Annotated in this window: 21 protein-coding genes; 14 read left to right on the top strand and 7 right to left on the bottom strand. The window is 62.4% G+C overall.

The genetic code is table 11. The features are described from left to right. Positions 1-102: 102 nt before the first annotated feature. Positions 103-972, top strand: a complete 870-nt coding sequence (locus X730_RS138835; protein ID WP_023827405.1) for a helix-turn-helix domain-containing protein — start codon at positions 103-105, stop codon at positions 970-972. A 189-nt stretch (positions 973-1,161) separates the two neighbouring features. Here X730_RS138835 and X730_RS138830 read toward each other — a convergent pair whose 3' ends face one another. Then, the gene (locus X730_RS138830) at positions 1,162-2,625 is read right to left on the bottom strand and encodes an ATP-binding protein (RefSeq protein ID WP_023827406.1); all 1,464 of its coding nucleotides are present in this window, start codon (positions 2,623-2,625) and stop codon (positions 1,162-1,164) included. Positions 2,626-2,681: 56 nt separating this feature from the next. Beyond that, the gene (locus X730_RS138825; RefSeq protein ID WP_023827407.1) at positions 2,682-3,353 is read right to left on the bottom strand and encodes a winged helix-turn-helix domain-containing protein; all 672 of its coding nucleotides are present in this window, start codon (positions 3,351-3,353) and stop codon (positions 2,682-2,684) included. A 224-nt stretch (positions 3,354-3,577) separates the two neighbouring features. Here X730_RS138825 and X730_RS138820 point away from each other — a divergent pair, with 224 nt between their 5' ends. Continuing rightward, complete coding sequence (locus tag X730_RS138820; RefSeq protein ID WP_023752840.1) at positions 3,578-4,579, top strand: LacI family DNA-binding transcriptional regulator; 1,002 nt, start codon at positions 3,578-3,580, stop codon at positions 4,577-4,579. 6 nt (positions 4,580-4,585) lie between these two features. Here X730_RS138820 and X730_RS138815 read toward each other — a convergent pair whose 3' ends face one another. Together X730_RS138815 and rocF are read right to left on the bottom strand one after the other, a co-directional pair. Further along, the gene (locus X730_RS138815) at positions 4,586-5,647 is read right to left on the bottom strand and encodes an ornithine cyclodeaminase (RefSeq protein WP_023827408.1); all 1,062 of its coding nucleotides are present in this window, start codon (positions 5,645-5,647) and stop codon (positions 4,586-4,588) included. Next, positions 5,644-6,579: an arginase gene (gene rocF, locus X730_RS138810; protein WP_023685064.1), complete on the bottom strand. Its 936-nt coding sequence runs from the start codon at positions 6,577-6,579 to the stop codon at positions 5,644-5,646. Before rocF ends, X730_RS138815 begins: the two co-directional genes overlap by 4 nt. Positions 6,580-6,724: 145 nt before the next feature. Between rocF and X730_RS138805 the strand changes: the two genes are divergently transcribed. The 5 genes from X730_RS138805 (at position 6,725) to X730_RS138785 (ending at position 11,361) form a co-directional block, all read left to right on the top strand. Then, positions 6,725-7,165 (top strand): Lrp/AsnC family transcriptional regulator, encoded by a 441-nt coding sequence (locus X730_RS138805; protein ID WP_023685065.1) that lies wholly within the window; start codon positions 6,725-6,727, stop codon positions 7,163-7,165. Between the two features lie 99 nt (positions 7,166-7,264). Next, positions 7,265-7,525 carry a hypothetical protein gene (locus X730_RS138800; RefSeq protein ID WP_023732834.1) on the top strand — a complete coding sequence of 87 codons (261 nt, stop codon included), beginning with the start codon at positions 7,265-7,267 and terminating at the stop codon, positions 7,523-7,525. A 230-nt stretch (positions 7,526-7,755) separates the two neighbouring features. Then, a complete protein-coding gene (locus X730_RS138795; RefSeq protein ID WP_023827409.1) occupies positions 7,756-8,970 on the top strand; it encodes a glycosyltransferase family protein in 1,215 nt (404 codons plus the stop codon). A gap of 1 nt (position 8,971) precedes the next feature. Beyond that, positions 8,972-10,216, top strand: a complete 1,245-nt coding sequence (locus tag X730_RS138790) for a glycosyltransferase (protein WP_023827410.1) — start codon at positions 8,972-8,974, stop codon at positions 10,214-10,216. Then, positions 10,213-11,361 carry a glycosyltransferase family protein gene (locus tag X730_RS138785; RefSeq protein WP_023824401.1) on the top strand — a complete coding sequence of 383 codons (1,149 nt, stop codon included), beginning with the start codon at positions 10,213-10,215 and terminating at the stop codon, positions 11,359-11,361. The genes X730_RS138790 and X730_RS138785 overlap by 4 nt, the downstream gene beginning before the upstream one ends. On the opposite strand, the gene X730_RS138780 is transcribed toward X730_RS138785, so the two are convergent. Then, the gene (locus X730_RS138780; RefSeq protein ID WP_081731654.1) at positions 11,339-12,010 is read right to left on the bottom strand and encodes a class I SAM-dependent methyltransferase; all 672 of its coding nucleotides are present in this window, start codon (positions 12,008-12,010) and stop codon (positions 11,339-11,341) included. The two genes, X730_RS138785 and X730_RS138780, sit on opposite strands and share 23 nt — an antisense overlap. A 262-nt stretch (positions 12,011-12,272) precedes the next feature. Here X730_RS138780 and X730_RS138775 point away from each other — a divergent pair, with 262 nt between their 5' ends. From X730_RS138775 to X730_RS138765, 3 genes are all read left to right on the top strand, one after another. Continuing rightward, positions 12,273-14,987: an ABC transporter ATP-binding protein gene (locus X730_RS138775; RefSeq protein ID WP_023732839.1), complete on the top strand. Its 2,715-nt coding sequence runs from the start codon at positions 12,273-12,275 to the stop codon at positions 14,985-14,987. Between the two features lie 34 nt (positions 14,988-15,021). Then, positions 15,022-15,489 (top strand): cyclic nucleotide-binding domain-containing protein, encoded by a 468-nt coding sequence (locus tag X730_RS138770; RefSeq protein WP_023672144.1) that lies wholly within the window; start codon positions 15,022-15,024, stop codon positions 15,487-15,489. Positions 15,490-15,600: 111 nt separating this feature from the next. Then, on the top strand, positions 15,601-16,452 hold the full coding sequence (locus X730_RS138765) for an MBL fold metallo-hydrolase (protein ID WP_023827412.1): 852 nt from the start codon (positions 15,601-15,603) through the stop codon (positions 16,450-16,452). A gap of 1 nt (position 16,453) precedes the next feature. On the opposite strand, the gene X730_RS138760 is transcribed toward X730_RS138765, so the two are convergent. Next, a complete protein-coding gene (locus tag X730_RS138760) occupies positions 16,454-17,212 on the bottom strand; it encodes a polysaccharide deacetylase family protein (RefSeq protein ID WP_023827413.1) in 759 nt (252 codons plus the stop codon). Next, a complete protein-coding gene (locus X730_RS138755; protein WP_023827414.1) occupies positions 17,209-18,297 on the bottom strand; it encodes a glycosyltransferase family 4 protein in 1,089 nt (362 codons plus the stop codon). Before X730_RS138755 ends, X730_RS138760 begins: the two co-directional genes overlap by 4 nt. Positions 18,298-18,371: 74 nt before the next feature. Between X730_RS138755 and X730_RS138750 the strand changes: the two genes are divergently transcribed. The 4 genes from X730_RS138750 (at position 18,372) to X730_RS138735 (ending at position 25,135) form a co-directional block, all read left to right on the top strand. After that, positions 18,372-19,550, top strand: a complete 1,179-nt coding sequence (locus X730_RS138750) for a DUF3095 domain-containing protein (RefSeq protein ID WP_031197356.1) — start codon at positions 18,372-18,374, stop codon at positions 19,548-19,550. A gap of 303 nt (positions 19,551-19,853) precedes the next feature. Then, positions 19,854-21,194, top strand: coding sequence for an adenylate/guanylate cyclase domain-containing protein (locus X730_RS138745; protein WP_023805878.1), 1,341 nt, complete (start codon positions 19,854-19,856; stop codon positions 21,192-21,194). A 150-nt stretch (positions 21,195-21,344) separates the two neighbouring features. After that, positions 21,345-23,240, top strand: coding sequence for an ABC transporter ATP-binding protein (locus tag X730_RS138740; protein ID WP_023827415.1), 1,896 nt, complete (start codon positions 21,345-21,347; stop codon positions 23,238-23,240). Further along, positions 23,237-25,135, top strand: a complete 1,899-nt coding sequence (locus X730_RS138735) for an ABC transporter substrate-binding protein (protein WP_023827416.1) — start codon at positions 23,237-23,239, stop codon at positions 25,133-25,135. The genes X730_RS138740 and X730_RS138735 overlap by 4 nt, the downstream gene beginning before the upstream one ends.

A 25,135-nucleotide genomic window follows, 5' to 3' on the forward strand; every position in this document is an offset into this window, starting at 1 on the left:
ATCCTCCCATTTCATTTGCTCTCTCTTCGCGAGCATGGCTAGACTAGGCGGCGCGGAAGGCTTGTCCCTGACAACGGGAATAAAAGATGGGCGGAAAGTAAGATGCCGGAACGGCCGTTTTACCAGCCTGGCGCCAGCAGCGTCGAAGGCCTGCCGATGGCTTTGCAGATGTTTCACAACCATCCGCTGGTGATGCTGAAGCCGCATTGGCATGCCCAGGTCGAGGTCAATTTCATCGTCCGCGGCAGCGTGCACTACCGCATGAACGAGCACGAGATCGCGCTCACGGCGGGCGACATGTGCCTGTTCTGGGGCGGGCTGCCGCACCAGATGGACGATCTCTCCGACGACGCCATCTATGCCGGCGCGCATCTGCCGCTGGTGCATTTCTTCCGCCTGCCCCTGCCGACGGATGTCCGCCACCGGCTGATGACGGGCGCCACGCTGGTGACATCGGCGACCGACCAGGCCGATCATCACAATTTCGAACGCTGGAACCGCTATTTCCGCTCGGGCGATCCGGCGATAACCGAGCACGCCGTGAACGAGCTGCTGCTGCGGTTGGAGCGGGTGCGCTTCGAGCCCTACCGGCTGGTGCCGGAAACCGCCATCGGCCAGGAACCCGGCGGCCCGTTCGACCAGCAATCGCTGCGCAATGTCGGTCGCATGTGCGACTTCATCGCCGAGAATTTCCTCTACGACATAGACTGCGTCGACATCGCGGCGGCGGCCGACATCCATCCCAAATACGCCATGAGCATTTTCAAGAAGTCGACCGGCATGACGCTCAACGAATATATGAACCTGCTGCGGCTGAGCTATGCGCAGGCGCTTTTGATGCATGAAGACGCCAATGTGCTGCGCGTCGCCATGGATTCAGGCTTCGGCTCGCTCAGCGCCTTCAACAAATCCTTCCGCAAGCTGGCGGGGATGTCGCCCTCGGATTTTCGCCGGGGTGCGGTGGGCCGGTAGGTTCAACGGTCGTCTTGATCAACCCGCAGCCGTTCGGGTGGAAACATGTGCAAGGCTAATCGCGACCACCTTTGTCGACTGCGATCATCAACTTGGAGAATTGTCAGCGACTTCGCGTTTCATGAGCGCCTTCCCCCACTCCGTCGCTGCTTCGCTCGACGGAGTGGGGTCGACCTGGCTCTGGCGTTGTCATTTCAAGCCGGGACCGGTGCCCTCCGCCCGAGGAAACCCGACAATTACCGCCAGCCCAGGCCGGCGATCCTCCAGCGCAATCGTTGCACCATGCAGGTCGGCGATTGCCCGCACCAGGCTGAGGCCAAGGCCGCTGCCGGGCGTGGTGCGGCTGGAGTCGAGCCGGTAGAGCCGCTGGAACACTTTTTCGCGCTCCTGCGCCGGGATGCCGGGGCCATTGTCGGCGACCTCAGCCAGAATGCGGTCGCCTTGCCGCNCTTTTTCGCGCTCCTGCGCCGGGATGCCGGGGCCATTGTCGGCGACCTCAGCCAGAATGCGGTCGCCTTGCCGCCGCACCGATAGAAGGATTGCCGTGCCATCGGGGCAATGCCGCAGCGCGTTCTCAACCAGATTGGCAAACAATTGCGTCAGCAGGTCGCGGTCGCCGTGGACCAGGCATGGCGTGCCGTGGACGATCGTGGCCGACAGCGACTTGCCGTCATCCTCGGCGACACCGGCGTAGATTTCGGCAATGGCATCGATGACGCCGGTGAGGTCGAGATCGACAAAGCGCGCCTTGCGGGCGCCGGCCTCGATCTGGGCAATACGCAACAGCGCATCGAAAGTATCGTTGATCTGCAGGCTTTCCCCACGTGCCTCCGCCAGCTCATCGGCAACGGCCTCACCCCGCGCGGTCCTGTCGGCCGCAGCTTCCAAAATCATCTGCAGCCGGTTGAGCGGCGTCTTCAGATCATGCGCGATGTCGGCGCTGACCTGGCGCATGCCGTCCACCAGCGCCGCCAGCCGCTCCAGCGCGGCGTTGACCTGGCGCGAGACGCCGTCAATGTCGTCGCCATTGCCGAGCAGTGGAATGCGGGCGTCGAGCCGGCCGTTGGAGACATCGTCCATGGTGGTGGCAATGCCGTCGAGGCGACGCTGCACACGCGACGCCAGCAAGGCGCCGCCAGCCACCGCCAGCCCTGAAATGATCAGGGTGGCCCAGCCGAAGTTCATCAAAACGATGCGTTCCAGCTCCTCGGTTTCGGAAAGCGAAAAGGCAATTGTCAGGCTGTTGGGCCCGACCGAACCGGTCCAGGCGCGGTACATAGTGTCCGGCGCAACGCCTGGCAGGGAAGCGGCAAAATCGGAAAAGCCATCCGGAAGGTCGGCGGCGGTGAAATTCCCGGCCAGATGATTGCCGGCGGGATCGGTGAGCGAGAACAGCTGTTCCTTGCTCGGGCTGAGCGCGGCGTGGCTGTCGACTGCCGAAACCAGATCCTCCCGGTCGTTTCCGGCATAGGTCACCGCCACGACCGAATAGGTCTCCTTGACCGACTGGTCGAGCTGCTCGGCAAGATCCGCGCTCATCAGCTGGTAGACGATGGCGCCTGACAGGATGAAGGCGAGCACGAACAGCAAGGCGAAGGTCAGGGCCAGCCGAAACGGCGTGCTGCGCAGCAGGCGAGAGCCTGTCTCAGTCATAGTGCGTTTCAGTCATTGCAAGCTTCAGTCATGGCAAGTTTCTGTCATGCCGCGCCTCAGTCGTGAACACTGTAGCCAGTGTTGCGCACGGTGTGGATCAACGCGGTTTCGAACGGCCTGTCGATCTTGGCGCGCAGCCGGCTGATATGGGTTTCGACGACGCTGGTCTTGGGGTCGAAGTGAAAATCCCAGACCCGTTCCAGAAGCATGGTGCGGGTGATGACGCGGCCCTCGCCGCGCATCAGCACTTCGAGCAGGCTGAATTCGCGCGGCTGCAGGTCGATCGCCTGGCCCTGCCTGGTGACGCGGCGCTGGATCAGGTCCATTTCGAGGTCGGCGATGCGCAGCGTCGTCTTCAGCTCCTGCACCGCAGGGCGACGGCCGAGCGCGTTGATGCGGGCGAGCAGTTCGGAAAAGGCGAATGGCTTGACGAGATAGTCGTCGCCGCCGGCCTCGAGCCCTTCAACCCTGTCGTCGACGCCGCCGACCGAGGTCAGAAAGATCGCCGGCGTACGCACGCCCGCTGCCCGCACCGCCTTGATCATCGACAGGCCGTCGAGGCCGGGCAGCATGCGGTCGACGACGATCACGTCATAGGCGTCGCGTGTCGCGGCAAACAGCGCGTCGCGGCCATCGCGCCTGAGGTCGCAGATATGGCCTGCCTCGCCAAGGCCCTTGACGACATAGTCGGCGGTGCGTGGGTCGTCCTCGACAAGGAGAAGTCGCATCGTTGTTCCGATCGTTGGCGATTGAGCAGTTCCCGGCTCTCGAACCTTATCCGGTTGCGACAACAGGTCGACCACCAAGCACCCAGCCTTGCGGCTTTTTCTTGGCGGCAGATCGCTCCGCTCAGCAGGTTGCTCAAAGGGACATTGACACTCGAAAGCTGCGCTCTAGCGTGCGACACATCCGGTTACGCAATCATTAGGCTAATCGAGTCAGGGGACAAGAAATGACGACGATTGCCGATGTCGCGCGCCATGCCGGAGTGTCGGTCGCAACCGTCTCGCATGTGATGAACCGCACGCGCCATGTCGAGCCTGAGACGGCCGAGCGCGTGCATTCGGCCATCGCCGCCTTGCGCTACAGCCCGAACACGCTGGCGCGCAGCCTGAGGCGCGGCGAGACCAAGACCATCGGCCTGCTGCTGCCGGACAATTCCAACCCGTTCTTCGCCGGCGTGGCGCGCCAGATCGAGGATGCCGGCTTCCTTGCCGGCTATACGGTGATCCTGTGCAACTCCGACGGCAGCGCCGAGAAGGAGGAGCGCTACCTACAGGTGCTGATGGCCAAGCAGATCGACGGGCTGATCTTTGCCGGCTCGTCCGATCATGCGCGGGTGTTCTCCAGCCTTCTGCCCGGCGTCCCGGCGGTGCTGATCGACCGCGAGATCCATTCGGTCAATGTCGATTCCGTGCTGGTCGATCACGATCATGGCGGCTATCTCGCCGGCCGCTATCTGGCCGGGCTCGGCCACGAGAAGATCGGCGTCATCGGCGGCCCGCGCGATTCCAGCTCCAGCCCCGCCCGCCTGCGCGGCTTCGCCAGGGCGCTGCAGGAAGCCGGCCTCGACCTGCCGCCGGCCTCGGTGGTGGATTCCGACTACCACTTCGCCGGCGGCCGCATGGCGATGGAGCGGCTGATGGCGCAGGCGCCGGGGATCACGGCGCTGTTTGCCTGTAACGATCTGATGGCCATGGGCGCGCTGACAGTGCTGCGCGGGCGCGGATTGCGGGTCCCCGGCGACATGTCGATGATCGGCTTCGACGACATACCCTATGCCGTCACCACCTGGCCGCCACTGACGACGATCGCACAGCCGGTCGAGAAGATCGGCACGCGGGCGGTCAGCCTGCTGCTCGAGCGGGTTGCCGAGCCGGCGGCGCATTCGCGCCGCGAAGTGCTCACCCCGGTGCTCGTCGAACGGGAGAGCTGCGCGCCGTTGCGCGGCTGAAGCCCCTCAGGCGGCTGCCGGCTGCAGCGCTGCCCTGAGCAGCATGCCGAAGAGGTCGCGCGGCTCGTCGGGATCGGCGAGCAGGTCGAGCTCCTCGTAGAGGCCGGTGGCCTGAAGCTGGTCTCTGATATAGCGCAGTGCGGAAAAATCCTCGGTGGCGAAGCCGACGGAATCGAACAAGGTGATCTGTTCCGCCGTCTTGCGGCCTTCCGCCTTGTCGGTCATCACCTGCCACAACTCGGTCACCGGATGGTCGGCGTGGAGCTGCTGGATTTCGCCCTCGATGCGCGTCTGCGGCGAGAACTCGACGAAGATGTCGGAGCGCAAAAGGATGTCGCGGTGCAGTTCCGTCTTGCCGGGGCAGTCGCCGCCGACCGCGTTGATGTGCACGCCGGAACCGACCATGTTGTCGGTCAGAATGGTGGCGGACAGCTTGTCGGCGGTCACCGTGGTGATGATGTCGACGCCTTCCACAGCATCCTGGCCGGTGGCGCAGATGGTGATGTCAAAGCCTTTGCCGGCGAGGTTGCGGGCGCATTTTTCCGAAGCCGAGCGGTCGATGTCGTAGAGCCGCAGCCGGTCGATGCCGAGCAGCGCTTTGAAGGCGACAGCCTGGAATTCGGACTGGGCGCCATTGCCGATGATGGCCATCGAGCGCGCGCCTTTCGGCGCCAGATATTTGGCCGCGACAGCGGAGGTCGCCGCGGTGCGCAGCGCCGTCAGGATCGTCATTTCGGTGAGCAGCATCGGATAGCCGGAGCCGACATCGGCGAGCACGCCGAAGGCGGTGACGGTCTGGCGCCCCTCGCGCATGTTCTTGGGATGGCCGTTGACATATTTGAAGCCGTATAGCCGGCCGTCGCTGGTCGGCATCAGTTCGATGACGCCGTCATGGCTGTGCGAGGCGATGCGCGGCGTCTTGTCGAACAGCTCCCAGCGGCGAAAATCCTCCTCGATATAGGCGGCGAGTTCGGTGAGGAACCGCTCGACGCCGATGGTCAGCACCAGCTTCATCATGCGGTCGACGCTGACGAAGGGGACGATGGCAAGGCGGGAAGGCTGGGTCATGCAATGCTTCCGGAATGGCTGCGGGTCGGGCGGTCCATGATGCGGCGGCCCATCAGGCTGGCGGCGAGGTCGACCATCAGCGTGGCGGTGCGGCCGCGCTCGTCGAGGAACGGGTTGAGCTCGACCAGATCAAGGCTGGAGACCAGGCCGCTGTCGGACAGCATCTCCATCACCAGATGCGCCTCGCGGAAGGTGGCGCCGCCGGGCACGGTGGTGCCGACGGCCGGCGCGATGGAGGGGTCGAGGAAGTCGACGTCGAGGCTGACATGCAGCAGGCCGTTTTCCTTTTCGACGATGGCCAGGAAGGCGCGCAGCAAAGGTGCGACGCCGTGCTCGTCAATGGTGCGCATGTCGTGCACGGTAACCCCCGCTTCGCTCAGCGCCCGGCGCTCCGCCGGATCGACGCTGCGCAGGCCCATGACGCAGATGTGGGCAGGATCGACGGCGACAGGCAGGTCCGGGAAATAACCGTTGAAGCCCGGTCGGCCGCTGGCATAGGCGAGCGGCACGCCGTGCAGATTGCCGCTGACGGTGGTATCGAGCGTGTGGAAATCCGGATGCGCATCGAGCCACAGCACGAAGAGCGGCCGGTCGCGTTCGGCGGCGCGGCGGGCTATGCCCGACACCGTGCCGGCCGATATCGCGTGGTCGCCGCCAAGGAAGATCGGCATGGCGTCCCGCGAAGCCGCATAGGCGGTCTCGGCAATTGCCGCGGTCCAGGCGGAAATCTCCGGCAGGGCCTTCAGCGCGAGATTGCCGTGGACGATAGCGCGCACTGCGGCCGGTTGCACCGCGCCCCAGTCCTCGACCTCGTGGCCAAGTTCCGACAGCACCGAGACAAGCCCGGCCGTGCGCAGCGCGCTTGGCCCCATCTCGCATCCCATCCTGCCGGCGCCGTCCTGCACCGGCGCGCCAACGATCCTGCAGCGCATGGTTCTTGTTGTCCTTGTAAATTGATTGGGCGGTTGATGCGTGGAATGAACCATCCCGGCCCGGCAGTTTGAACAGGCGAAATTGGCATTTCGAGAAGAATGATTTATCAACCCGATAAGTCAGTTTGGTCAAGTGGATAGAATCATGGACTTGCTCGACGAAAGGCTGGTCACGCTGCTCAGGCATGATGCCCGGCGCAGCATCTCCGATCTCGCGGTCGATCTCGGGGTGTCGCGCGCCACGGTCAGGGCGCGCATGGAGCGGCTGGAAAAAACGGGCGAGATCATCGGCTACACGGTGGTGCTGCGCGCCGACGCGGTCGACCAGCGGATACGCGGCGTGATGATGATCGAGATCGAGGGCCATGCCGCCGACCGCGTGGTCCGGGCGCTCGGCGGCCTCGCCGAGGTTTCGACCATTCACACCACCAATGGCCGCTGGGACCTGGTGGTCGAACTCGGAACGGCGTCGCTCACCGATTTCGACGCGGTGCTTAGGCGGATACGGCTCATCCCCGGGATAACCGGCAGCGAGACAAGTCTGCTGCTGGCAACGCCGAGGACGACAAGGGCACGGCTGGCTTAGCCGCCGTTCCGGCCGGCGTGTTCACGCAAAGCTTTGGGCGGAACTGGCGAATGGGTCGCCTGGCCGACGAATCTCATTGGGGCCGCAGCTATCCTCCACATGACGGAGGAAGCCGGCATGACGCGAGATTGCACCAGCTTCAACGGTGCAAGGACCGGACGCTTGCCACAGGCCAAGGCTGATGGCAGGATAAAAGGCCGCAACGTGCGGCCTCTGGCGGCCGTTGTGTTTCGATGGATTATGAAGCATTTTCCCAAGGTGCGGGTTCTCCTCACAATGTGCGGCAGCCTCATTTCGCCTTGGTCGCCCTTGATTTTTCGCAATGTTCGCTTTGCCTGCCTCAGGCCGCAGGGCATTTAATTCCACGGGGTCAAGCCTCATGACAGAGATTTGTGCTCGGGCCGTCTATCATCGGCGAAGACAAGGCATGGCGCCACAATCAGCGCCCCCTGGCATTCGTGCCCAGGTGAAGAATGCCGTTGCGTACCTCTCGCCCCCATGTTTCAAAACAGGTCGTTAGACCCGCGAGAATGGTTTCGAAGCCTGCGGGGTTGCCCACGGTCCGGCGAGAATTCTAAAAGACGTTCACAATGACACAGCACGCAAAAGACGCACGAATTCTCATGTACAGCCACGACACGTTCGGGCTCGGCCATTTGCAGCGCTGCCGAACGATCGCGCATTCGCTGGTCGGGGATTTCCGCGGTCTTCAGGTGCTTATCATTTCGGGCGCGACCATCGCCGGCGCCTTCGACTACCGCGCCCGCGTCGACTTCGTGAAGATTCCCAGCGTCATCAAGCTGCGCAACGGCGAATACACCTCGCTTGAAAAGGACATCGATCTGCATGAGACGCTAAGGATGCGGCAGTCGATTATCCGCCACACAGCCGAGAGCTTCCGGCCGGATATCTTCATCGTCGACAAGGAACCGCTGGGGCTGCGCGGAGAGATCGAGGATACGCTGTCCTACCTCAAGACGCGGGGCACCACGCTCGTGCTTGGCCTGCGCGAGGTGATGGACGCGCCGCATTTGCTCGAAGCGGAGTGGGCACGCAGGGATGTGATGCGCAAGATCGGCCTGTTCTACGACAAGGTCTGGGTCTATGGCCCGCCGGATTTCTACGATCCGCTGACCGGCCTGGAGGTGCCGCCGGCGGTCAGGGCAAAGATGAAGTTCGTCGGTTTCCTGCAACGGAGCCTGCAGCAGAACCAGTTGCCCGGCCACCGGCCCGAGGGCGACTATATCCTGGTTACCACCGGTGGCGGCGGTGACGGCGCCGACCTGATCCACAACGTCATCGAGGCCTATCAGCAGGATTCGCGATTGCAGCACCGGGCGCTGATCGTGCTTGGGCCCTACATGCCGGCGCGCAAGCGCAACAAGCTGGTCCGGAAGGGGGCCAAGATCCCCTATGTCAAGATCATCGAATTCGACAACCGGATGGAAGAGCTGATTGCCGGCGCCAAGGCGGTGGTGGCGATGGGCGGTTACAACACCTATTGCGAGATACTGTCTTTCGACAAGCCGGCGCTGATCGTGCCGCGCGTCACGCCGCGCGAGGAACAGCTGATCCGGGCACGGCGCGCAGCCGAACTCGGCCTCATCGAGATGCTTTTGCCCGAGGAGGCCGAGGATGCCCAGCGGTTTGCCGATGCGCTGCAGGTTTTGCCGGGCCGGCCCCGCCCATCGCAGAGCAATGCGCATCTGACGCTGGAAGGGCTGCCTCATATTTCCGAAATCGTCGCGGAACTGCTCGACCGGCGGGCCGGCCATCACCTTTCGGTCATTGAAGGCATGAACTGAGTTGCAACACCGCAAGATCGTCGTGGTTCTGAAGGGCTACCCGCGGCTGTCGGAAACCTTCATCGCGCAGGAGCTGCTCGGTCTGGAGCGTGCGGGGTTCGACCTGATACTTTTCGCGCTCAGGCGGCCGACCGACGCAAAACGTCATCCCGTGCATGACGAGATCAAGGCCCCCGTCCATTATCTGCCGGAATATCTGCACAGAGAGCCGCTGCGCGTGGTTCGGTCGCTGTTTGCCTGTCTGCCGCGGCCTGGCTTCTGGCGCGCGCTCAAATCGCTCGCTGCCGATATCCGCCGCGACTTTACCCGCAATCGCGCGCGGCGCTTCGGGCAAGCGCTGGTGCTGGCGGCCGAATGGCCGCAAGATGCCGGATGGCTGCATGCCCATTTCGCGCACACGCCGGCATCGGTGACGCGCTATGCCAGCCAGCTTCGTGGCTTGCCCTGGAGCTGCTCAGCCCATGCCAAGGACATCTGGACGTCGGCGGACTGGGATCTGGCCGGCAAGCTTTCCTCGGCGCGCTGGACGGTCACGTGCACGAAAACCGGCTTCGACCATCTGAAAAAACTCGCCAACGGCAGTTCGTCCGTGCATCTGAGCTATCATGGGCTCGACCTTGACCGCTTCGGCAGTTTCGGCGAGGCGCGAAAACAGCGTGACGGCTCGGCGCCGGCCGAACCGGTCATGATCTTGAGTGTCGGACGCGCCGTTGAAAAGAAGGGCTATGATACGTTGCTGGAGGCTCTTGCCCTCTTGCCTGGCGATCTGGCGTGGTGTTTCGAGCATATCGGTGGCGGCGAGGAACTGAAACGGCTGAAGGCGCTGGCGCAAAGGCTCGGGCTGGAGGGGCGCGTTTCCTGGAAAGGCGCGCTGGCGCAGGAGGAGGTGCTTGAGCACTACCGCAGCGCCGACATTTTCGCTTTGGCCTGCAGGATCACCGCGGATGGCGACCGGGACGGCCTGCCGAATGTTCTGGTGGAGGCGGCCAGCCAGCGGCTTGCCTGCGTGTCGACCGATATTTCCGGCGTGCCGGAGCTTTTGTCGTCGGATGAAACCGGGCTGCTGATTCCCTCGGAAAACCCGACTGCCCTGGCACAGGCGCTGGAGCGCCTGATCCGCGATCCCGTCCTCCGCGCCCGTCTCGGCGACGCCGCGGAGCGGCGCGTGCGAAGCAATTTCGATCATGTGGCAGGCATTGGACAGCTCAAGGAACTGTTCGAGCGGGAGTGGCGGGCCGCCGAATGAAGCGGCTGCGCGCTTTCTTCTATGTTCAGCACCTGCTCGGCATCGGCCATCTCGCGCGCGCCAGCCGCATTGCGGCGGCTCTGGTCGATGACGGGTTCGACGTCACCGTCGTGACCGGCGGAGCGCCGATCGCGGGATTTCCGGGATCGGGTGTAAAATCCGTGACCCTGCCGCCTGTCACCTCCGGTGACGAAGGATTTTCCGGACTTGTCGACCTGCAGGGCAAAGCCATCGACGATGATTTCAAGACGCGGCGCTCAGAGATGCTGCTGCAGGCTTTCCGGGATTACAGGCCCGACATCGTCATTATCGAGGCGTTTCCCTTTGGACGCCGGCAGATGCGTTTCGAACTCTTGCCACTGATCGAGGCCATCGAAGCGACATCGCCCAGACCGCTGCTGGCGGCGTCCGTCCGCGACATCCTTCAGGAGCGCGTGAAGCCGAGCCGAAACGAAGAAACGGTCGATATCGTCAACAGGCATTTCGATCTTGTCATGGTCCATGGCGATCCGGCTTTCGCAACCATCGACAAGACATTTCCGCTGGCTGGGGCGATCAGGGCCGAGGTCGCCTACACCGGGCTCGTTGCCGCGCCGCCGGCGCAAGCGGCCTCAGAGCGCTTCGACGTTCTGGTGTCGGTTGGCGGCGGGGCGGCCGGAAAGAGCCTTGTCAGATCCACCGTCGCGGCGGCGCGAAGTGCCGATAACGCCTGGACATGGTGTTTGATCACCGGCCCAAACCTGCCGAAGGACGAGTTTGACGCGATTTCACGCGATGCCTCCCCACGCCTGTCCATCTTCCGGTTCCGCGGGGATTTCGCCAGCCTGCTGACCGGCGCCCGCCTGTCGGTCTCGCAGGCGGGTTACAACACGGTCTGCGATGTCATGCGCGCGGGGTGTCGCTCGCTGCTCGTTCCATTTGCAGCCGGCGGGGAAACCGAGCAGACGCGTCGCGCTCTGATGCTCGAAGAGCTCGGTCTTGCAACGGTGCTGACGGAACAGGACCTGACGCCTGAAGGTCTGGCGCATGCGATCGAGCAGGCGCTTGCCGGACCGCCGCCAGCCGCGCATCGTCTCGATCTGGAAGGGGCGCGGCGCTCGGCGCAAATCCTGCGCGAGCGCTTCAAACAGCTCCGATCAGCATGAAGCGTGTATAATTTTTTGTCGGCAATTCGCCGGAGAACCTGATCTGCCGCAGCGCCGCCATGGCTTCGAAGGCCGCAAGTGACGCCACGCAGTTGATGTGCGTCGGCTCGCTGAAATAATCGTTCGACTGCAGCAGCACGTTCGTACCCCGCGGAAGCAGGGCAAGCCAGGCGCTGAGATCGGCTATGTGTTCGCAGCTCGTATTGACCACCAGGTCAGGCCCGCCGGCGGCATAGTCGAGTGTGTACATATCTGCCGTCAGCGCTTGAAACCGCTCGCCGGCTTGCCGGTTGAGTGTCCGGGCGACCGCGCCGACTTCGGGATCGATGTCGATGCTGTCGATCGCCGCGATGTCGAAGCGGGCGTCGTTGAAAAGCATCGCCGGCAATACGCCGTACCATCCACCCAGAACCCATATGCGTTCGAACCGGCCGCCGTCGCTTTCGAACAGCCTGTCGAGCGCCCACATCTTGCAGGCGACCTGCTTGTGGTTGAAGGCATTGGCGATATCGGCCTGCGGATGCTTGGCGATGACGCGCGCCAGCCCGGCCACGAGAGGGTGGTCGACGTAGGCGGCAATTCCCCGCGTGAGGTCCAGGGCTTGCTCATGCCCACCCATGCCGGCATTGCGTGGTTGCGTGACATCCATCATATTCGTCTTCTATGTTGGGATTTCCGGCGACACAACGCAATCTTGCCTCTTGCCTGTTCGACTTGCGGACGCGACTGTGCCGCAAGCCGTTTCGCCATTGCCCGGAGGAGGCCGATTGAATTTGTCCGGACCATCGGCGCCCATCCGCCTGGCGCGCAGCTGCCGCTTTGAGCTCGTCGTTGGCGGCGAAGACATGGCCGATACACCATTTGCCAGCAGGTGCCTTTACATTCCGCATCCTTCAAACTGACAATCGCATATGGAAACCAGCCTAGCCCGCTATATCTGGACGCACACCAGGAAGCAGCAGCTCTGGATATTGATGATCGTCGTGCTTTCGATGGTCCCGTATTTCATGTCGTTCGACCTGCCGAAGCTGATCGTCAACGGCCCGATCCAGGGCAAGGGGTTCGAGCAACCGGGCGCGACCCTGCCATTCATGCGGTTGCACTATAACCTGCCGTTCATCGGCGAGGTCCAGTTCTTCTCCGGTTTTCAACTGGACCGCACCTCGACCCTGCTTGCGCTCAGCCTTGTGTTCCTCTTGCTGGTCGTCATCAACGGCTTGTTCAAGCTCTACATCAACACTTACAAGGGCCGGCTCGGCGAACGCATGCTGCGGCGTATTCGTTTCGATCTGGTCGATCGTGTGCTGCGGTTTCCGCCGGTTTACTTCAAGCGGGTGAAATCCGCCGAAGTGGCGACCATGGTGAAGGACGAGGTGGAGCCGCTGGGCGGCTTCATTGGCGATGCCTTCCTGCAGCCGGTGCTGCTCGGCGGCCAGGCGCTGACGGCCATGCTGTTCATCATGGTCCAGAACGTCTGGCTCGGAATGATAGCGGTCGTGATCGTGGCGATCCAGATCGTGCTTATCCCGCGAATGCGGCGGCGGCTGCTCGTGCTCGGGCGCCAGCGGCAGTTGACGGCGCGCGCGCTTTCAGGCCGGGTTGGCGAAATCGTCGACGGCATCGGCGCGGTTCACGTCCACGATACGTCGAACTACGAGCGCGCCGACATAGCAGCCCGGCTCGGGCTCATCTTCAAAATCCGCTTCGATCTTTACCAATGGAAATTCATGGTAAAGTTCCTCAACAATTTTCTCGCGCAGCTCACGCCCTTTCTGTTTTACATGATCGGTGGCTATCTGGTCATCCAGGGGCGGTTGGATGTCGGCCAGCTCGTGGCCGTGATCGGCGCTTACAAGGACTTGCCCGGACCGATGAAGGAACTGATCGACTGGGATCAGGACCGGCAGGATGTCCAGGTCAAATATCAGCAGGTCGTCGAACAGTTCACCGTCGAGAATATCATCGCGCCGGAAATCGGAGCACTGACGGTCGACGATCCCGATCCGATGACCAAGCCGCTGTCGGCGGTCAGCCTGTCGATAGCAGACGATGGCGGCGCAATGCTCCTCAATCGCATCTCGCTCGAGGTCAAGCCGGGTGAGACGGTGGCGCTGGTCAGCACCGCAACAGGGGGAGCGGAGGCGCTTGCGGAAGCCTTTGCGCGGCTGACCTGGCCGGACAGCGGAAGGATCGTTTCGGGCTCCGATGACTTGCTCGATCTCCCCGAAGCCGTGACCGGCCGGCGCATGTCCTACGCTTCGTCGGATGTTTTCCTGTTCCAGGCAAGCCTGCGCGACAATTTGCTCTACGGGTTGAAGCATGCGCCGCTGACATCGGTGACATATGACGGCGCCGCGGCGGACCAGCACCGTTGGAATATCGACGAGGCGCGCCGGTCGGGCAATCCGGATCTCGATATCCGCAGCGATTGGATCAACTATGCCTCCGCCGGCGCCACCGGCCCGCACGACCTCTTCGAAGCCGTGCGCCGGGTGCTCGACGCGGTTCTTCTGTCGCGCGACATTCTGGATCTAGGCTTGCGCTCTTCGGCCGACCTCAAGCGCCACACGAAGCTTGCCGGGCGGATCGTCGAATTGCGTGCGGCGCTGCGAACCCGGTTGGAGGAAGAAGGCCTGAGCGCGCTGGTGGTTCCTTTTGAACCGGGCGCCTACAACAAGGAAGCGACGATCGGCCAGAACCTGCTCTTCGGCGCTGCGGCCGGCCCCGAACTGGCTCACAAGGCACTGGCGTCCAATCCCTATTTTGCTTCCGTGCTGAAGCAAGCCGGCCTCGACCGCACGCTCTACGAAATGGGCATGGAGATCGCCGAACAGGCGATCGAGCTGTTTGCCGACCTGCCGCCCGAACACCAGTTCTTCCAGCAGCTCGCCTTCATGAGCGCCGAGGAGATACCCGCCTACGAAACCTTGCTGCAACGGCTCAAGAATCGCCCCTACGATGCGGTTTCGGAGAACGACCGCGCCATGATGGTCACGTTGAGCTTTGCCTATATCGAGCCCCGGCATCGCTTCGGCCTCTTGACCGACGAGCTGATGAGCAAGATCATCGCTGCACGCAACCAGTTCTATGAAAACCTGCCGGCCGAGCTGGAGAAAGCTGTCGAACGGTTTGACCCTGCCAAATACATCGCCGCGGCCACCGTCATGGACAACGTCCTGTTCGGGCGTGTCGGCAACAACCATCCCGACGCGCCGGACCGCATTCGCTCCATCGTCTATGATATTCTTGACGAACTGGGGCTTTATGCCGAGCTTCTGGATGTCGGCCTGGACTTCAACGTCGGCGCCGCCGGCAGGCGGCTGACCGGCGGACAGCGACAGAAGCTCGATGTTGCCCGCGCCTTGCTCAAGCGTCCCGATTTCCTCATTCTCAATCGGCCGCTGTCGGCGCTCGACCAGCGCGTGCAGGACAAGGTGCTGCGGAATGTGCTCGACGAAGCCAGACGCGACGGCCATTCGCCGGCAATTGTGTGGGTGGTGACGAATCCGGCAATGGCGACGATGTTCGACCGGGTTGTGGTCTTTGACTCAGGCCAATTGGTGGAAGACGGAACACACGAGACACTCTTGGCGGGAAACGGTATCTTCAAGGAACTTGTGTCATAGTCTGGCAAACGCGAATTCAGGAAGGTTTGCGACAATGCTGCTCAAGGATGAAGTTGGAATGCTGCAACGCGTTCCCTTGTTCTCTGGCATCGAGCCGACAAAGCTCAAGCTGCTCGCGTTCACGTCCGATCGCGTGAACTACAGTGCCGGCCAGATTCTTTTCCGGCAGGGCGACGAGGCAGACGCCGCCTATGTCATCCTTTCTGGCAGCGCGGATATTCTGGTCGATTCCGACAATGGGCCGATCAAAGTTGCCGAATTGCTGCCAAATTCGATCGTTGGCGAGATTGCCATATTGTGCAACAGCTCCCGTACTGCCACCGTCAAAGCGGCAAGTGAGCTGGAGGCCTTGAGAATCCGCAAGGACCATTTCCTGAGGCTTATGAAGGAGTTTCCCGAAATGACCATCGAGATATTGCGGGTTCTTGCCGATAGGCTAAGCAGTACGACCGCGGACCTGATCGACGCACGAACGGCCGAGAGCGATTCACAGTTGCACTGAAGCGGCGAGCCGCTCTGTTTCTTTGTTTGGATGCAGTTTCCGGAACCGTGTCACACCTTTCCTGGAACGACTCTGGCAGCAGTTGGTTGGCTACGATGGGCGAAAGGGTGCATGGACGACGATTTCTTCCTTGTCAGGTTTTGGGGCGTGCGCGGCAGCATTGCGGTGTCGGGGCCAGAATTTGCTCGCTATGGCGGCAACACGATCTGCATCGAGATGCAATGCGGCAATCATACGCTTCTGTTCGACGCGGGCTCCGGCCTGCGGCCTGCCGGCAGGACGCTTCGGGCGTCGGGCGTCACCGATTTCGACCTGTTTTTTACCCATTGCCATTACGATCACATCATCGGGCTGCCGGCTTTCAAGCCTATTTATGAACGAGGCATCAAAGTTACGCTTTGGTCCGGGCATCTCGCTGGACGCATGACGACGCGGCAGATGGTCGATGAATTCATTCGGCCGCCATGGTTTCCGGTGACACTCGGTGTCTGCAAGGCGAGCCTCGACTGCCGCGATTTCGCATCCGGAGACCTGCTTCGGCCACGCGAAGGAGTTGTTGTACGAACCGGTAGTCTTACCCATCCGGGCGGCTGCATCGGCTACCGGGTCGAATGGGGGGGCCGCGTCGTGGCGGTCATCACAGACACCGAGCACGAGCCGGGCAAACTCGACCAGGCGGTGCTCGGCCTGATCAGAGATGCCGACCTCGTCATTTACGACTGCACCTACACCGAGGAGGAATTGGAGCGCTACCGCGGCAACGGGCACTCGACATGGCAACAGGGCGTCAAGCTCTGCGAGGCGGCCGGCGCGCGCGGGCTTGCGCTGTTTCACCACGATCCGGCACGCACCGACGATGAGCTGGACGAGATGGAGAAACTGGCCAAGGACAGGTTTGCCGGCGCTTTTGCGGCGCGGGATGGCCAGACGCTCACATTTCCAGTCTTGCACAAAAAGCGCTGAGCTATTTTCCGGCGCTGCGTTCGGTCAATGTGCTGATCGGAAGCCATGCGCAGGCTTCGGTCCGCGCGGTGATCGTGAACAGCCGTTCGAGGAAAAGCCATGCCGATTCATCATGGACGAGATGGTGGGTGAGCAGGCCGACCGGTTCGCCGCCGTCGAATGCACGCTGCAATTGCGCGACGATGGCCTGAACCAACAGACCATGATCGCGGCAGCCGCGCGTGCCATGCCAATCCATGATGTCGACATTGCTGTTGATGACCGCCAAGGAAGCCGGCCTTGGCGGCCCGAACACCGACAATGCCGCAAATCCTATCGATCCGAGGTCGGGTACCAGGCCGGCGTCGATCCGGTTCCAGGGCGGCACCAGCATCGGAACCGCACGTGCGCCGTGCAGGCCGGTTACACGCGACAGCCCGCCGGCCAGCTCATCCAGCACCACCTCGCGTGGCCGATGCGCGCCGAGCTCCTGCTTTTTTTGACCCTCGGGCGCATGATTTCGGTGCGCCCAGCCATGAATGGCGACCGTGGCATGCGGCGCGGCGTCAAGCCGGACGACAAGCGTCCCGTCGGTCCGGGCCGGAATGACGGCCAGAGTGACCGGAACCGCGAAGTCACCGGTGAGGTCGAGCAACCGATCGAGCGCCGGCGTCGGATCCACGGCGTCGTCGTCGCGCAGCCAGAACTCTGCCTTGCGGCCCCACCGTTGCCGATGCGCCAGCTCGTCCACCAGAGGCTGCCAAATCGGGTCGGACGTCATGACAACGGGATCATCTTGAGAAGTTCCGCCAGACGGGCCTTTGCAGCACCGAGAGAGCGTTCTTCGAGAACGAAACGTCTGGCCTCTGCAGCCATGATGGTTCTTTCGTCATTATTGGCCAGAAGCCTTGCGATGGCCGAAGCGAACGCCCCCACATCGCCCGGCGGGGTGAGAAACCCGGTCTGGCCATGCCGCACGACCTCCGGCACGCCGGCAATGTCCTGAGCCACCACCGGAAGGCCGGCGGCCTGTGCTTCAAGATAGGCAATGCCATAGGCCTCGCCGTAACCCGGCCAGACGTAGATTCCCCCGCGATAAAGGACATCCGGCACGGCGGCCGGCTCGATGGCGCCAAGCCATTCGATACGGTCGGCGGGCAAGCCGGCGAATTGCGCCTTTACCTCGTCACGGGCAGGTCCGTCCCCGACGACCGATAGCGTCCAGGGGAGATGGCCGATCAACCCGAGCGCCTGCGCCAGCATGCGATAGCTCAAGACCTTGTCGCCCGGGCGCATCATGGCGACGGTCACGAGGCGCGTCGGATAATCCAGTACCGGCATTTCGTGGAATGCCGATGTGTCGATGAAGGGTGAAAGCATACCGAGAGCGGCGTGGGGGACAGCATCCGCCAGCCCCTGGCGATCCCTTTGCGTGAAGCAGATGTTCAGCGCCGCCTGTTCGATGGCTCGCGCGACCAATGCCTGGCTATCGGCCCACGAACCGGCGTTGCGCCGTTCGGAATAGGAGGCTTCGGCCGTCACATAGGGGATGGCAAAGGCCAACGCCAGCTCGGGCCCGATCAGGTCGGGCGCCTTGTAGTAGGGATGATAGGAGAACCAGAGATCGGGCTTGCCGTCACGGTCCCAAAGCCTTGTCAGTCGCGCGGCTTCGTCCCGGGCCTCGATCATGAGCGCATCGAAACTTTTCGGTTCCGGCTGGCGTAGATAGAAGCGCAACTCCGATGCCAGTTCGACGCTATGCCCGCCATGCTGCAGCGCCTGGACCAGCATCCGTGCCATCTGGCGGTCGCCGGAGACAACGGGATGATTGGGCGACTTCAGCGGGGCGTAGAAGGCAATTCGCATCGCGCGATCCTATCATCGCAAAGCCTGCCCAAGTCAATTTCGAGGCATGATCGACTTCACCTTCAAGCGCTGGAATGTGCTATCTGATGCTTATGGAAACAGCAGTCGCGTCCGACCCGTTCGTCGCTTCTTTGCCGGTCTTCGCAAAGTTCGAAAGCGTTGCCGATGTCGATAACTATCGGCCTCTCCCCGATGGCTGGGCGCTGGCCACCGCCGACATCGTCGGCTCGACCAAGGCGATCGAAGCCGGGCGCTACAAAACCGTCAATATGGCCGGCGCCAGCGTCATTTCGGCGCTGCTCAACGCGCTGGGACGGCAAGATCTTCCCTTCGTCTTCGGCGGCGACGGCGCGCTCGTGGCGTTTCCCGGCTCGGCGCTGGAGATCGCCCGTAACGCGCTGGCTTCTGTCCAGAGATGGGTGGCGGACGAACTGGATCTGACCTTGCGTGCCGCAATCGTGCCGATAAAGGACATAAGAGCGCAAGGCCTCGACGTTCGCGTGGCGAGGTTCCAGGCCTCCGAAGCAGCCTTCTATGCCATGTTCGCCGGCGGCGGCGGCAGTTGGGCGGAAGCCGAAATGAAAGCCGGGCGCTACCGCATCGACCCCGCGCCGGCCGGCGCGCGGCCGGATCTGACCGGCCTCTCCTGCCGCTGGAACCCGATCGAAGCCCGGCATGGCGAAATTGTCTCGATCATAGCCGTGCCGGGGGCATCGCGCGACTTGCGTGGTTTCCAGTTTCTGGCTTCCGACATCATCGCCCTTGCCGGCAGGCAGGAGCGCGATGGCCACCCGGTGCCGGTGGACGGTCCGGCCTATAGTCTCTTGCCCGCCGGTCTCGATGTCGAGGCACGGGCCACGGCGCCGCCGGGGCGGCGGTGGCTGGCCAAGCTGTGGGTGATCTTCCTGATGACGCTTACGGCCGTCACCGACAAATTGGGCTGGACGATCGGCGGTTTCGACCCGAAGGTCTACAAACGCGAGGTGGCCAGCAATTCGGATTTCCGCAAGTTCGACGACGGCTTGAAGATGACCATCGACGTCGACGCGGATGTGTTGCAGCGGATCGAGAACCGGCTGAAACAGGCGGAAGAGGCCGGCATCTGCAACTATGGCCTGCACCGCCAGAAGTCGGCCTTGATGACATGCCTCGTCATCTCGCCGCTGCAGCGCGATCATGTTCACTTCATCGATGGCGCCGCCGGCGGCTATGCAATGGCTGCCGCAAGCCTGAAGGCGAAGGCGCCGGTCTGACGACGGCTTGGGGAAATCGATTTTCCGCAATGCGCCTCGGCCATGGTTCTTGAGACCCGGCGAGCCCGACGGTGCCTGAGCCGACCAATTTTTTGCGCGATGTCAGGATCGGGATTGCACTTCGCCGGCAGCCTCGCCACATAGTGTCGCAGGTGATTTGTGCGGTCGACGTCTGCTTGCTTCCTGCAAGGACAGTCATTTGGGATATTCTTCGCCGGCTTCTGCCCCCGAAGCCGGCTTCATTGACTTCGAGAATTTGCGGATCAAAGGAGATGGCTCGTCTTCGACGGGTTTCGAGATAGCATGAGCACAGCGCAAGCAGAAATTTCCAACATTCTCATGGATAAGGTTGCCGATTGGCTGACCCAATCGGCGCTGGCGGGCGACGACCTGGAAACATTGGTCAAGGGTTTTTGTGAACGGCTGGCTGCTGCCGGCCTGCCGCTGAAGCGGGTGCATTTGAGCTTTTCGATGCTGCATCCGCTTTATGACGCGCTCGGTTTCACCTGGATTCGCGGCCAAGGCCTGGAAGTGGAAGGCTTCCGGAGTGAGAACGGCGTCCATTCCGACAGATTCCTGACCAGCCCATACTACCATCTGCTCAGCAACAAGCTCGACCATCTGCGGCGCCGGCTCGACCCGTCGGTGCGGTCGGAGTTTCCTGTTTTCGATGAGCTCAGGCTTATGGGCGTCACCGATTACATGGCTTTCGTCCATCCCTTCAACGGCGATACAAGTCAGGGCATGTTGGGGTCCTGGTCCACCGACAGTGCTTCAGGCTTCAGCGACAGCATGATTTCGGCGCTGCTGCGGATCCAGAACCATCTCGCCATAGCAAGCAAGATGGCGGTGCTCACCAAGCTCGCCGACAACATGATGACCACGTATCTCGGCGGTGACGCCGGCAGGCGCGTGCTGGACGGCCAGATCAAGCGCGGCGAGGGCGACACAATCCGGGCCGCGCTGGTGATGGGCGATATGCGCGGGTCGACAAGGCTCGCCGAAACCTCCGGCCGCGAAGTCTATATCGATACGCTGAACCAGTTTTTCGATGCCATCGCAGCACCTTTCAATCGCAAAGGCGGGCAGATCATGAGTTTCCTGGGGGATGGATTCATTGCCGTCTACCCCTGCGAAAGGCACCGGGCGCAGTCAGAGATCGCCTGCCAGGCTGCTCTTGCGGCTGCGCACAAGGCCAGCATGCGCATGATGGAGCTCAATCTGCGCAGAAAAGAGCAAGGACTGGGCGACATAAAATTTGGTATCGGCCTGCATGTCGGCAATGTGATGTTCGGCAATGTCGGGCTTACCGACCGACTCACATTCTCCGTCTTCGGCTCGGCTGTAAACGAGGTCCAGCGTCTCCAGACCCTGACTAAGAAATATCCGCACAGCGTTCTCGCCAGCAAGGACTTCGCCGGCTATTGCGGGGCCGCCAGCTGGCTGACGCTCGGCGAGGAGGAACTGGCGGGCAGCAAGCAGAAGCTGACGGTGCTTTCACCCGATCTGTCGGGTGCTCTCGCACTCGATGAAGACGCTGCGCTGCAGCCGTTTCACGATCGGATATCGGACGCCGAGCAGGTCATGCTGCTTCATCGCGATGCCGCGCGGCTGTCGGCGGGCGACCGGAGGAAGCTCCAGTAGTCACCACCATCCGATCTGGACGCCTGGTATGCTGTCCGGCCGCCGGTCGCCGGGGAATTCGTTTCGAATCCAAGTTGCTCTGCGCTGACAATGCGCTAGTCTTGCTTTTTGGGGCCGGTCGGGAGGCGCCAGATTGGGGCTGGTGTGGGAATGGATGCAGGCGTTGATCTGCTGCGGATCGAGGATGTTGGCATCTCTTTTGCCATTGTCGGGGGACCGTTGCATGCCGTCAGGCGGGCAAATCTTCGCGTCCTGCCCGGCAAGGTCACCGCACTTGTCGGTGAGTCCGGTTCCGGAAAATCGGTTCTCAGCCAGGCCGTGATGGGCATCTTGCCGAACACGGCCCATGTTCGCGGCCGTATCCTGTTTTCCGATCCCAAACAGCCCGGCACGACGCAGGATATCCTGCAGATGCCGCGAGACGGACCCGAAATCCGGGCGTTGAGAGGCAGCCGCATCGGCAAGATCTTTCAGGAGCCGATGACATCGCTGTCGCCGCTGCACACGATCGGCAACCAGGTCAGCGAATCCCTGCAGATTCATACGCACATGGATCGGACGGAGCGCAAGGCACGGACCGAGGAAATGCTCGGCCTCGTCGGGTTTCCCAATCCCAAGCGCGCCTACGACATGTATCCATTCGAACTTTCGGGAGGATTGCGGCAACGCGCTATGATCGCCATGGCGCTTATCTGCCGGCCCGCTCTGTTGATCGCCGATGAGCCGACGACGGCGTTGGACGTCACCATCCAGGCGCAAATCCTGCAATTGCTTCGTGGGCTCCAGACCAAGCTCAACATGGCAATGCTGCTGATCACGCACGACCTCGGCGTGGTCGCCAATGTCGCCGACGAGGTGGTCGTCATGTACCATGGCGAGATCATGGAAGCAGGCCCTGTGGAGGCAATATTCCGCCGGCCAGGCCACCCTTACCTGAAGGGCCTCATGGCAGCCGTTCCGCATTTCGACCTGAAGCCTGGCGAAAGACTGAAGGCGCTCCGCGAGGTGCCGGTGAATGTCGGGACCCTGCTGGGCAAGCAGACGGCGCCGGAAGCGAAGGGGCCGGACGACATTCTGCTGTCGGTCAGGGATCTGAAAAAGGTCTACACCATCCGCAACTCCGGATGGTTCAGCGGGAGCCATCAGACCTCTGTTCGCGCCGTGGACGGCGTCAGCTTCGACATCAGGCGAGGTGAGTGCCTGGGCCTGGTTGGCGAAAGCGGTTGCGGCAAAACCACCGTCAGCAAGATCCTGATGCGGGCCGTCACCCCTACCGGCGGCTCCGTGATCTTCAACGGCCGCGACGGACCGATCGACGTCCTGGAAGCCGAGGGAGACGCCCTGCGCTTGCTGCGGGCGAAACTCCAGATGGTTTTCCAGGATCCGGTCTCGTCGCTTTCGCCTCGCATGACCGTGGAAAACATCTTGAGCGAGCCACTGGAAATCCATCAACGTGGCAATGCCGCGTCCCGGCTAGCCACAGTCAAGAGCCTGATGCAGGCAATCGGGCTCGATCCGCGCTTCATCCAGCGTTATCCCCACAGCTTCTCCGGCGGGCAGCGTCAGCGTATCGGCATTGCGCGCGCCTTGGCGCTGGGGCCTGAACTGCTGATCTGCGACGAGCCGGTTTCGGCGCTCGATGTCTCCGTGCAGGCGCAGATCCTGAACCTTCTGAAGGACCTGCAGAAGGAACTGGGCCTGACCTACCTGTTCATATCCCACAATCTGGCGGTGGTGGACTACATGGCGGACCGCATCGCGGTGATGTGCGGCGGGCGTATCGTCGAGCTTGCACCGCGCGAAATTCTGCTCAGGAAACCGATCCACCCCTACACGCGCTCGCTGCTCGCCGCAGTCCCTTTCCCCGATCTCGACCGGCCCATGGATTTCAAGACGCTGAAGCTCGGCGGCGCTTCCGACACCAGCGCATGGGGCCCGCAATTCCGCGACGAGGGCGAAGAGGATATGCTGTCGCCGCTCGATCTCGGCGGCGGCCATCTCGTGCTGGCCCGACGTTCGGCCGATGTCAGCGAGTTACGCCATTGATCAGCCGCCGCACTGTCCTTGGTCTCATGGCTTCGGCATTTCTGCCGGGCACGGCGCGCGCCGGCGATCTGGAGCCGGATTTTCTTCAGCCGCAGCTGAAAGCCAGGGCTCTGCCGCCACTCGCGGAGCGCCTGCCCAAAAGCCCGCGCGCGTTGAACCTCGCCGCGATGGGCCGGCAGCCCGGCCAGTATGGCGGCACGCTGCGTACGATCATCGGCAGCCAGAAAGATATCCGGATGATGACGATCTACGGGTATTCCCGGCTGGTCGGCTATGACGAAAAGCTTAACTTTCAGGCCGACATTCTCGAAAGTTTCGACGTAAAGGATGATCGCGTCTTCACGTTCAAGATTCGTGAAGGCCATAAATGGTCAGACGGCAGCCTGCTGACGCCGGAGGATTTTCGTTATTGCTGGGAAGATGTGTGGCTGAACGATGAGCTTTCGCAAGGCGGGCTCGCCCCTGCCCTGCTGGCGGACGGCAAGCCGCCACGTTTCGAGATCGTCGATCCGTTGACGGTGCGCTACAGTTGGGATGCGCCCAATCCCGACTTCCTGCCCAAGCTTGCCGCTGCTTCGCCGACACCGCTTGTTTTGCCGGCCGCCTATCTCAAGCAGTTCCACAAGAAATATCAGGATCCATTCCGGCTCGCCGGCCTGATGAAGGAGAACCGGACCGCAAAATGGACGCTGCTGCACATCCGCATGTCGCGGCAGTATCGCCCGGAGAACCCGGATCTGCCGACACTCGACCCCTGGCAGAACCGGACCAAGCCGCCGGCCGAGCAGTTCATCTTCGAGCGCAACCCGTTCTTTCATCGAACAGACGAGAACGGCCGGCAACTGCCCTATGTCGACCGGATCATCATGAATGTCAGCTCGTCGGCGATCATCTCCGCCAAGACCGGTGCGGGCGAGAGCGACCTGCAATGCATGGGAATCGACTTCAGCGATTACTCCTTCCTGAAGGACGCGGAGAAGCGCTACCCGGTGAAGATGCATCTGTGGAAACGCACACAGGGTTCGCGGCTGGCCCTCATGCCAAATCTGAATTGTGCCGACCCGGTGTGGCGCGGCCTTTTGCGTGACGTGCGCGTGCGACGCGCCCTTTCGCTCGCTGTCGACCGTCGCGAGATCAACATGGCCGTCTTCTACGGATTGGCGCAGGAAAGCGCCGACACGGTCTTGCCGGAGAGCCCGCTCTACCGGCCGGAATTCGCGAAAGCTTGGATCGCCCACGATCCCGACCAGGCCAATGCGCTGCTTGACGAGGTCGGGCTTCAGGCCCGTGACGATGACGGCCTGCGGCTACTTCCCGATGGACGCCCGGCGCAGATCATCGTGGAAACAGCCGGCGAAAGCACGCTGGAAACCGATGCGCTCGAACTCATCACCGATCACTGGCGCAAGATCGGCATCGCTTTGTTCATCCGGACTTCGCAGCGCGACATCTTCCGCAGCCGCGCGCTTGGCGGCCAGATCCTGATGTCGATGTCGTCGGGCATCGACAATGGCGTGCCGACCGCCGACATGAATCCATACCAGCTGGCCCCCACCATCGACGACCAGCTGCAATGGCCGCTCTGGGGCGCTTACTATCTGTCGCATGGCAAGATGGGTGAGGCGCCCGATGTTCCTGAAGTGGTCGAGTTGATGGCTTTGCTCAAGCGCTGGAACGGGTCGACCGAATCCAGCGAGCGCGCCGAAATCTGGAATTCGATGCTGTCGATCTACACCGATCAGGTGTTCTCTATCGGTACGGTGAACGAAACACTTCAGCCGATTCTGGTATCCTCGCGGCTGCGCAACCTGCCTGACAAAGCACTCTACGGCTACGACCCGACCTCCTATTTCGGTGTCTACATGCCGGACACATTCTGGCTTGGAGGCTCCTGA

This window comes from Mesorhizobium sp. L103C131B0, assembly GCF_000502275.1.
Taxonomy (GTDB): domain Bacteria; phylum Pseudomonadota; class Alphaproteobacteria; order Rhizobiales; family Rhizobiaceae; genus Mesorhizobium.

Bases quoted from the DNA above. Each gene is read 5' to 3' on its own strand.
- X730_RS138835 (WP_023827405.1), top strand. From the start codon at position 103: ATGCCGGAACGGCCGTTTTACCAGCCTGGCGCCAGCAGCGTCGAAGGC.
- X730_RS138825 (WP_023827407.1), bottom strand. From the start codon at position 3,353: ATGCGACTTCTCCTTGTCGAGGACGACCCACGCACCGCCGACTATGTC.
- X730_RS138820 (WP_023752840.1), top strand. From the start codon at position 3,578: ATGACGACGATTGCCGATGTCGCGCGCCATGCCGGAGTGTCGGTCGCA.
- X730_RS138815 (WP_023827408.1), bottom strand. From the start codon at position 5,647: ATGACCCAGCCTTCCCGCCTTGCCATCGTCCCCTTCGTCAGCGTCGAC.
- rocF (WP_023685064.1), bottom strand. From the start codon at position 6,579: ATGCGCTGCAGGATCGTTGGCGCGCCGGTGCAGGACGGCGCCGGCAGG.
- X730_RS138805 (WP_023685065.1), top strand. From the start codon at position 6,725: ATGGACTTGCTCGACGAAAGGCTGGTCACGCTGCTCAGGCATGATGCC.
- X730_RS138800 (WP_023732834.1), top strand. From the start codon at position 7,265: ATGACGGAGGAAGCCGGCATGACGCGAGATTGCACCAGCTTCAACGGT.
- X730_RS138795 (WP_023827409.1), top strand. From the start codon at position 7,756: ATGACACAGCACGCAAAAGACGCACGAATTCTCATGTACAGCCACGAC.
- X730_RS138785 (WP_023824401.1), top strand. From the start codon at position 10,213: ATGAAGCGGCTGCGCGCTTTCTTCTATGTTCAGCACCTGCTCGGCATC.
- X730_RS138780 (WP_081731654.1), bottom strand. From the start codon at position 12,010: ATGGATGTCACGCAACCACGCAATGCCGGCATGGGTGGGCATGAGCAA.
- X730_RS138775 (WP_023732839.1), top strand. From the start codon at position 12,273: ATGGAAACCAGCCTAGCCCGCTATATCTGGACGCACACCAGGAAGCAG.
- X730_RS138770 (WP_023672144.1), top strand. From the start codon at position 15,022: ATGCTGCTCAAGGATGAAGTTGGAATGCTGCAACGCGTTCCCTTGTTC.
- X730_RS138765 (WP_023827412.1), top strand. From the start codon at position 15,601: ATGGACGACGATTTCTTCCTTGTCAGGTTTTGGGGCGTGCGCGGCAGC.
- X730_RS138760 (WP_023827413.1), bottom strand. From the start codon at position 17,212: ATGACGTCCGACCCGATTTGGCAGCCTCTGGTGGACGAGCTGGCGCAT.
- X730_RS138755 (WP_023827414.1), bottom strand. From the start codon at position 18,297: ATGCGAATTGCCTTCTACGCCCCGCTGAAGTCGCCCAATCATCCCGTT.
- X730_RS138750 (WP_031197356.1), top strand. From the start codon at position 18,372: ATGTGCTATCTGATGCTTATGGAAACAGCAGTCGCGTCCGACCCGTTC.
- X730_RS138745 (WP_023805878.1), top strand. From the start codon at position 19,854: ATGAGCACAGCGCAAGCAGAAATTTCCAACATTCTCATGGATAAGGTT.
- X730_RS138740 (WP_023827415.1), top strand. From the start codon at position 21,345: ATGGATGCAGGCGTTGATCTGCTGCGGATCGAGGATGTTGGCATCTCT.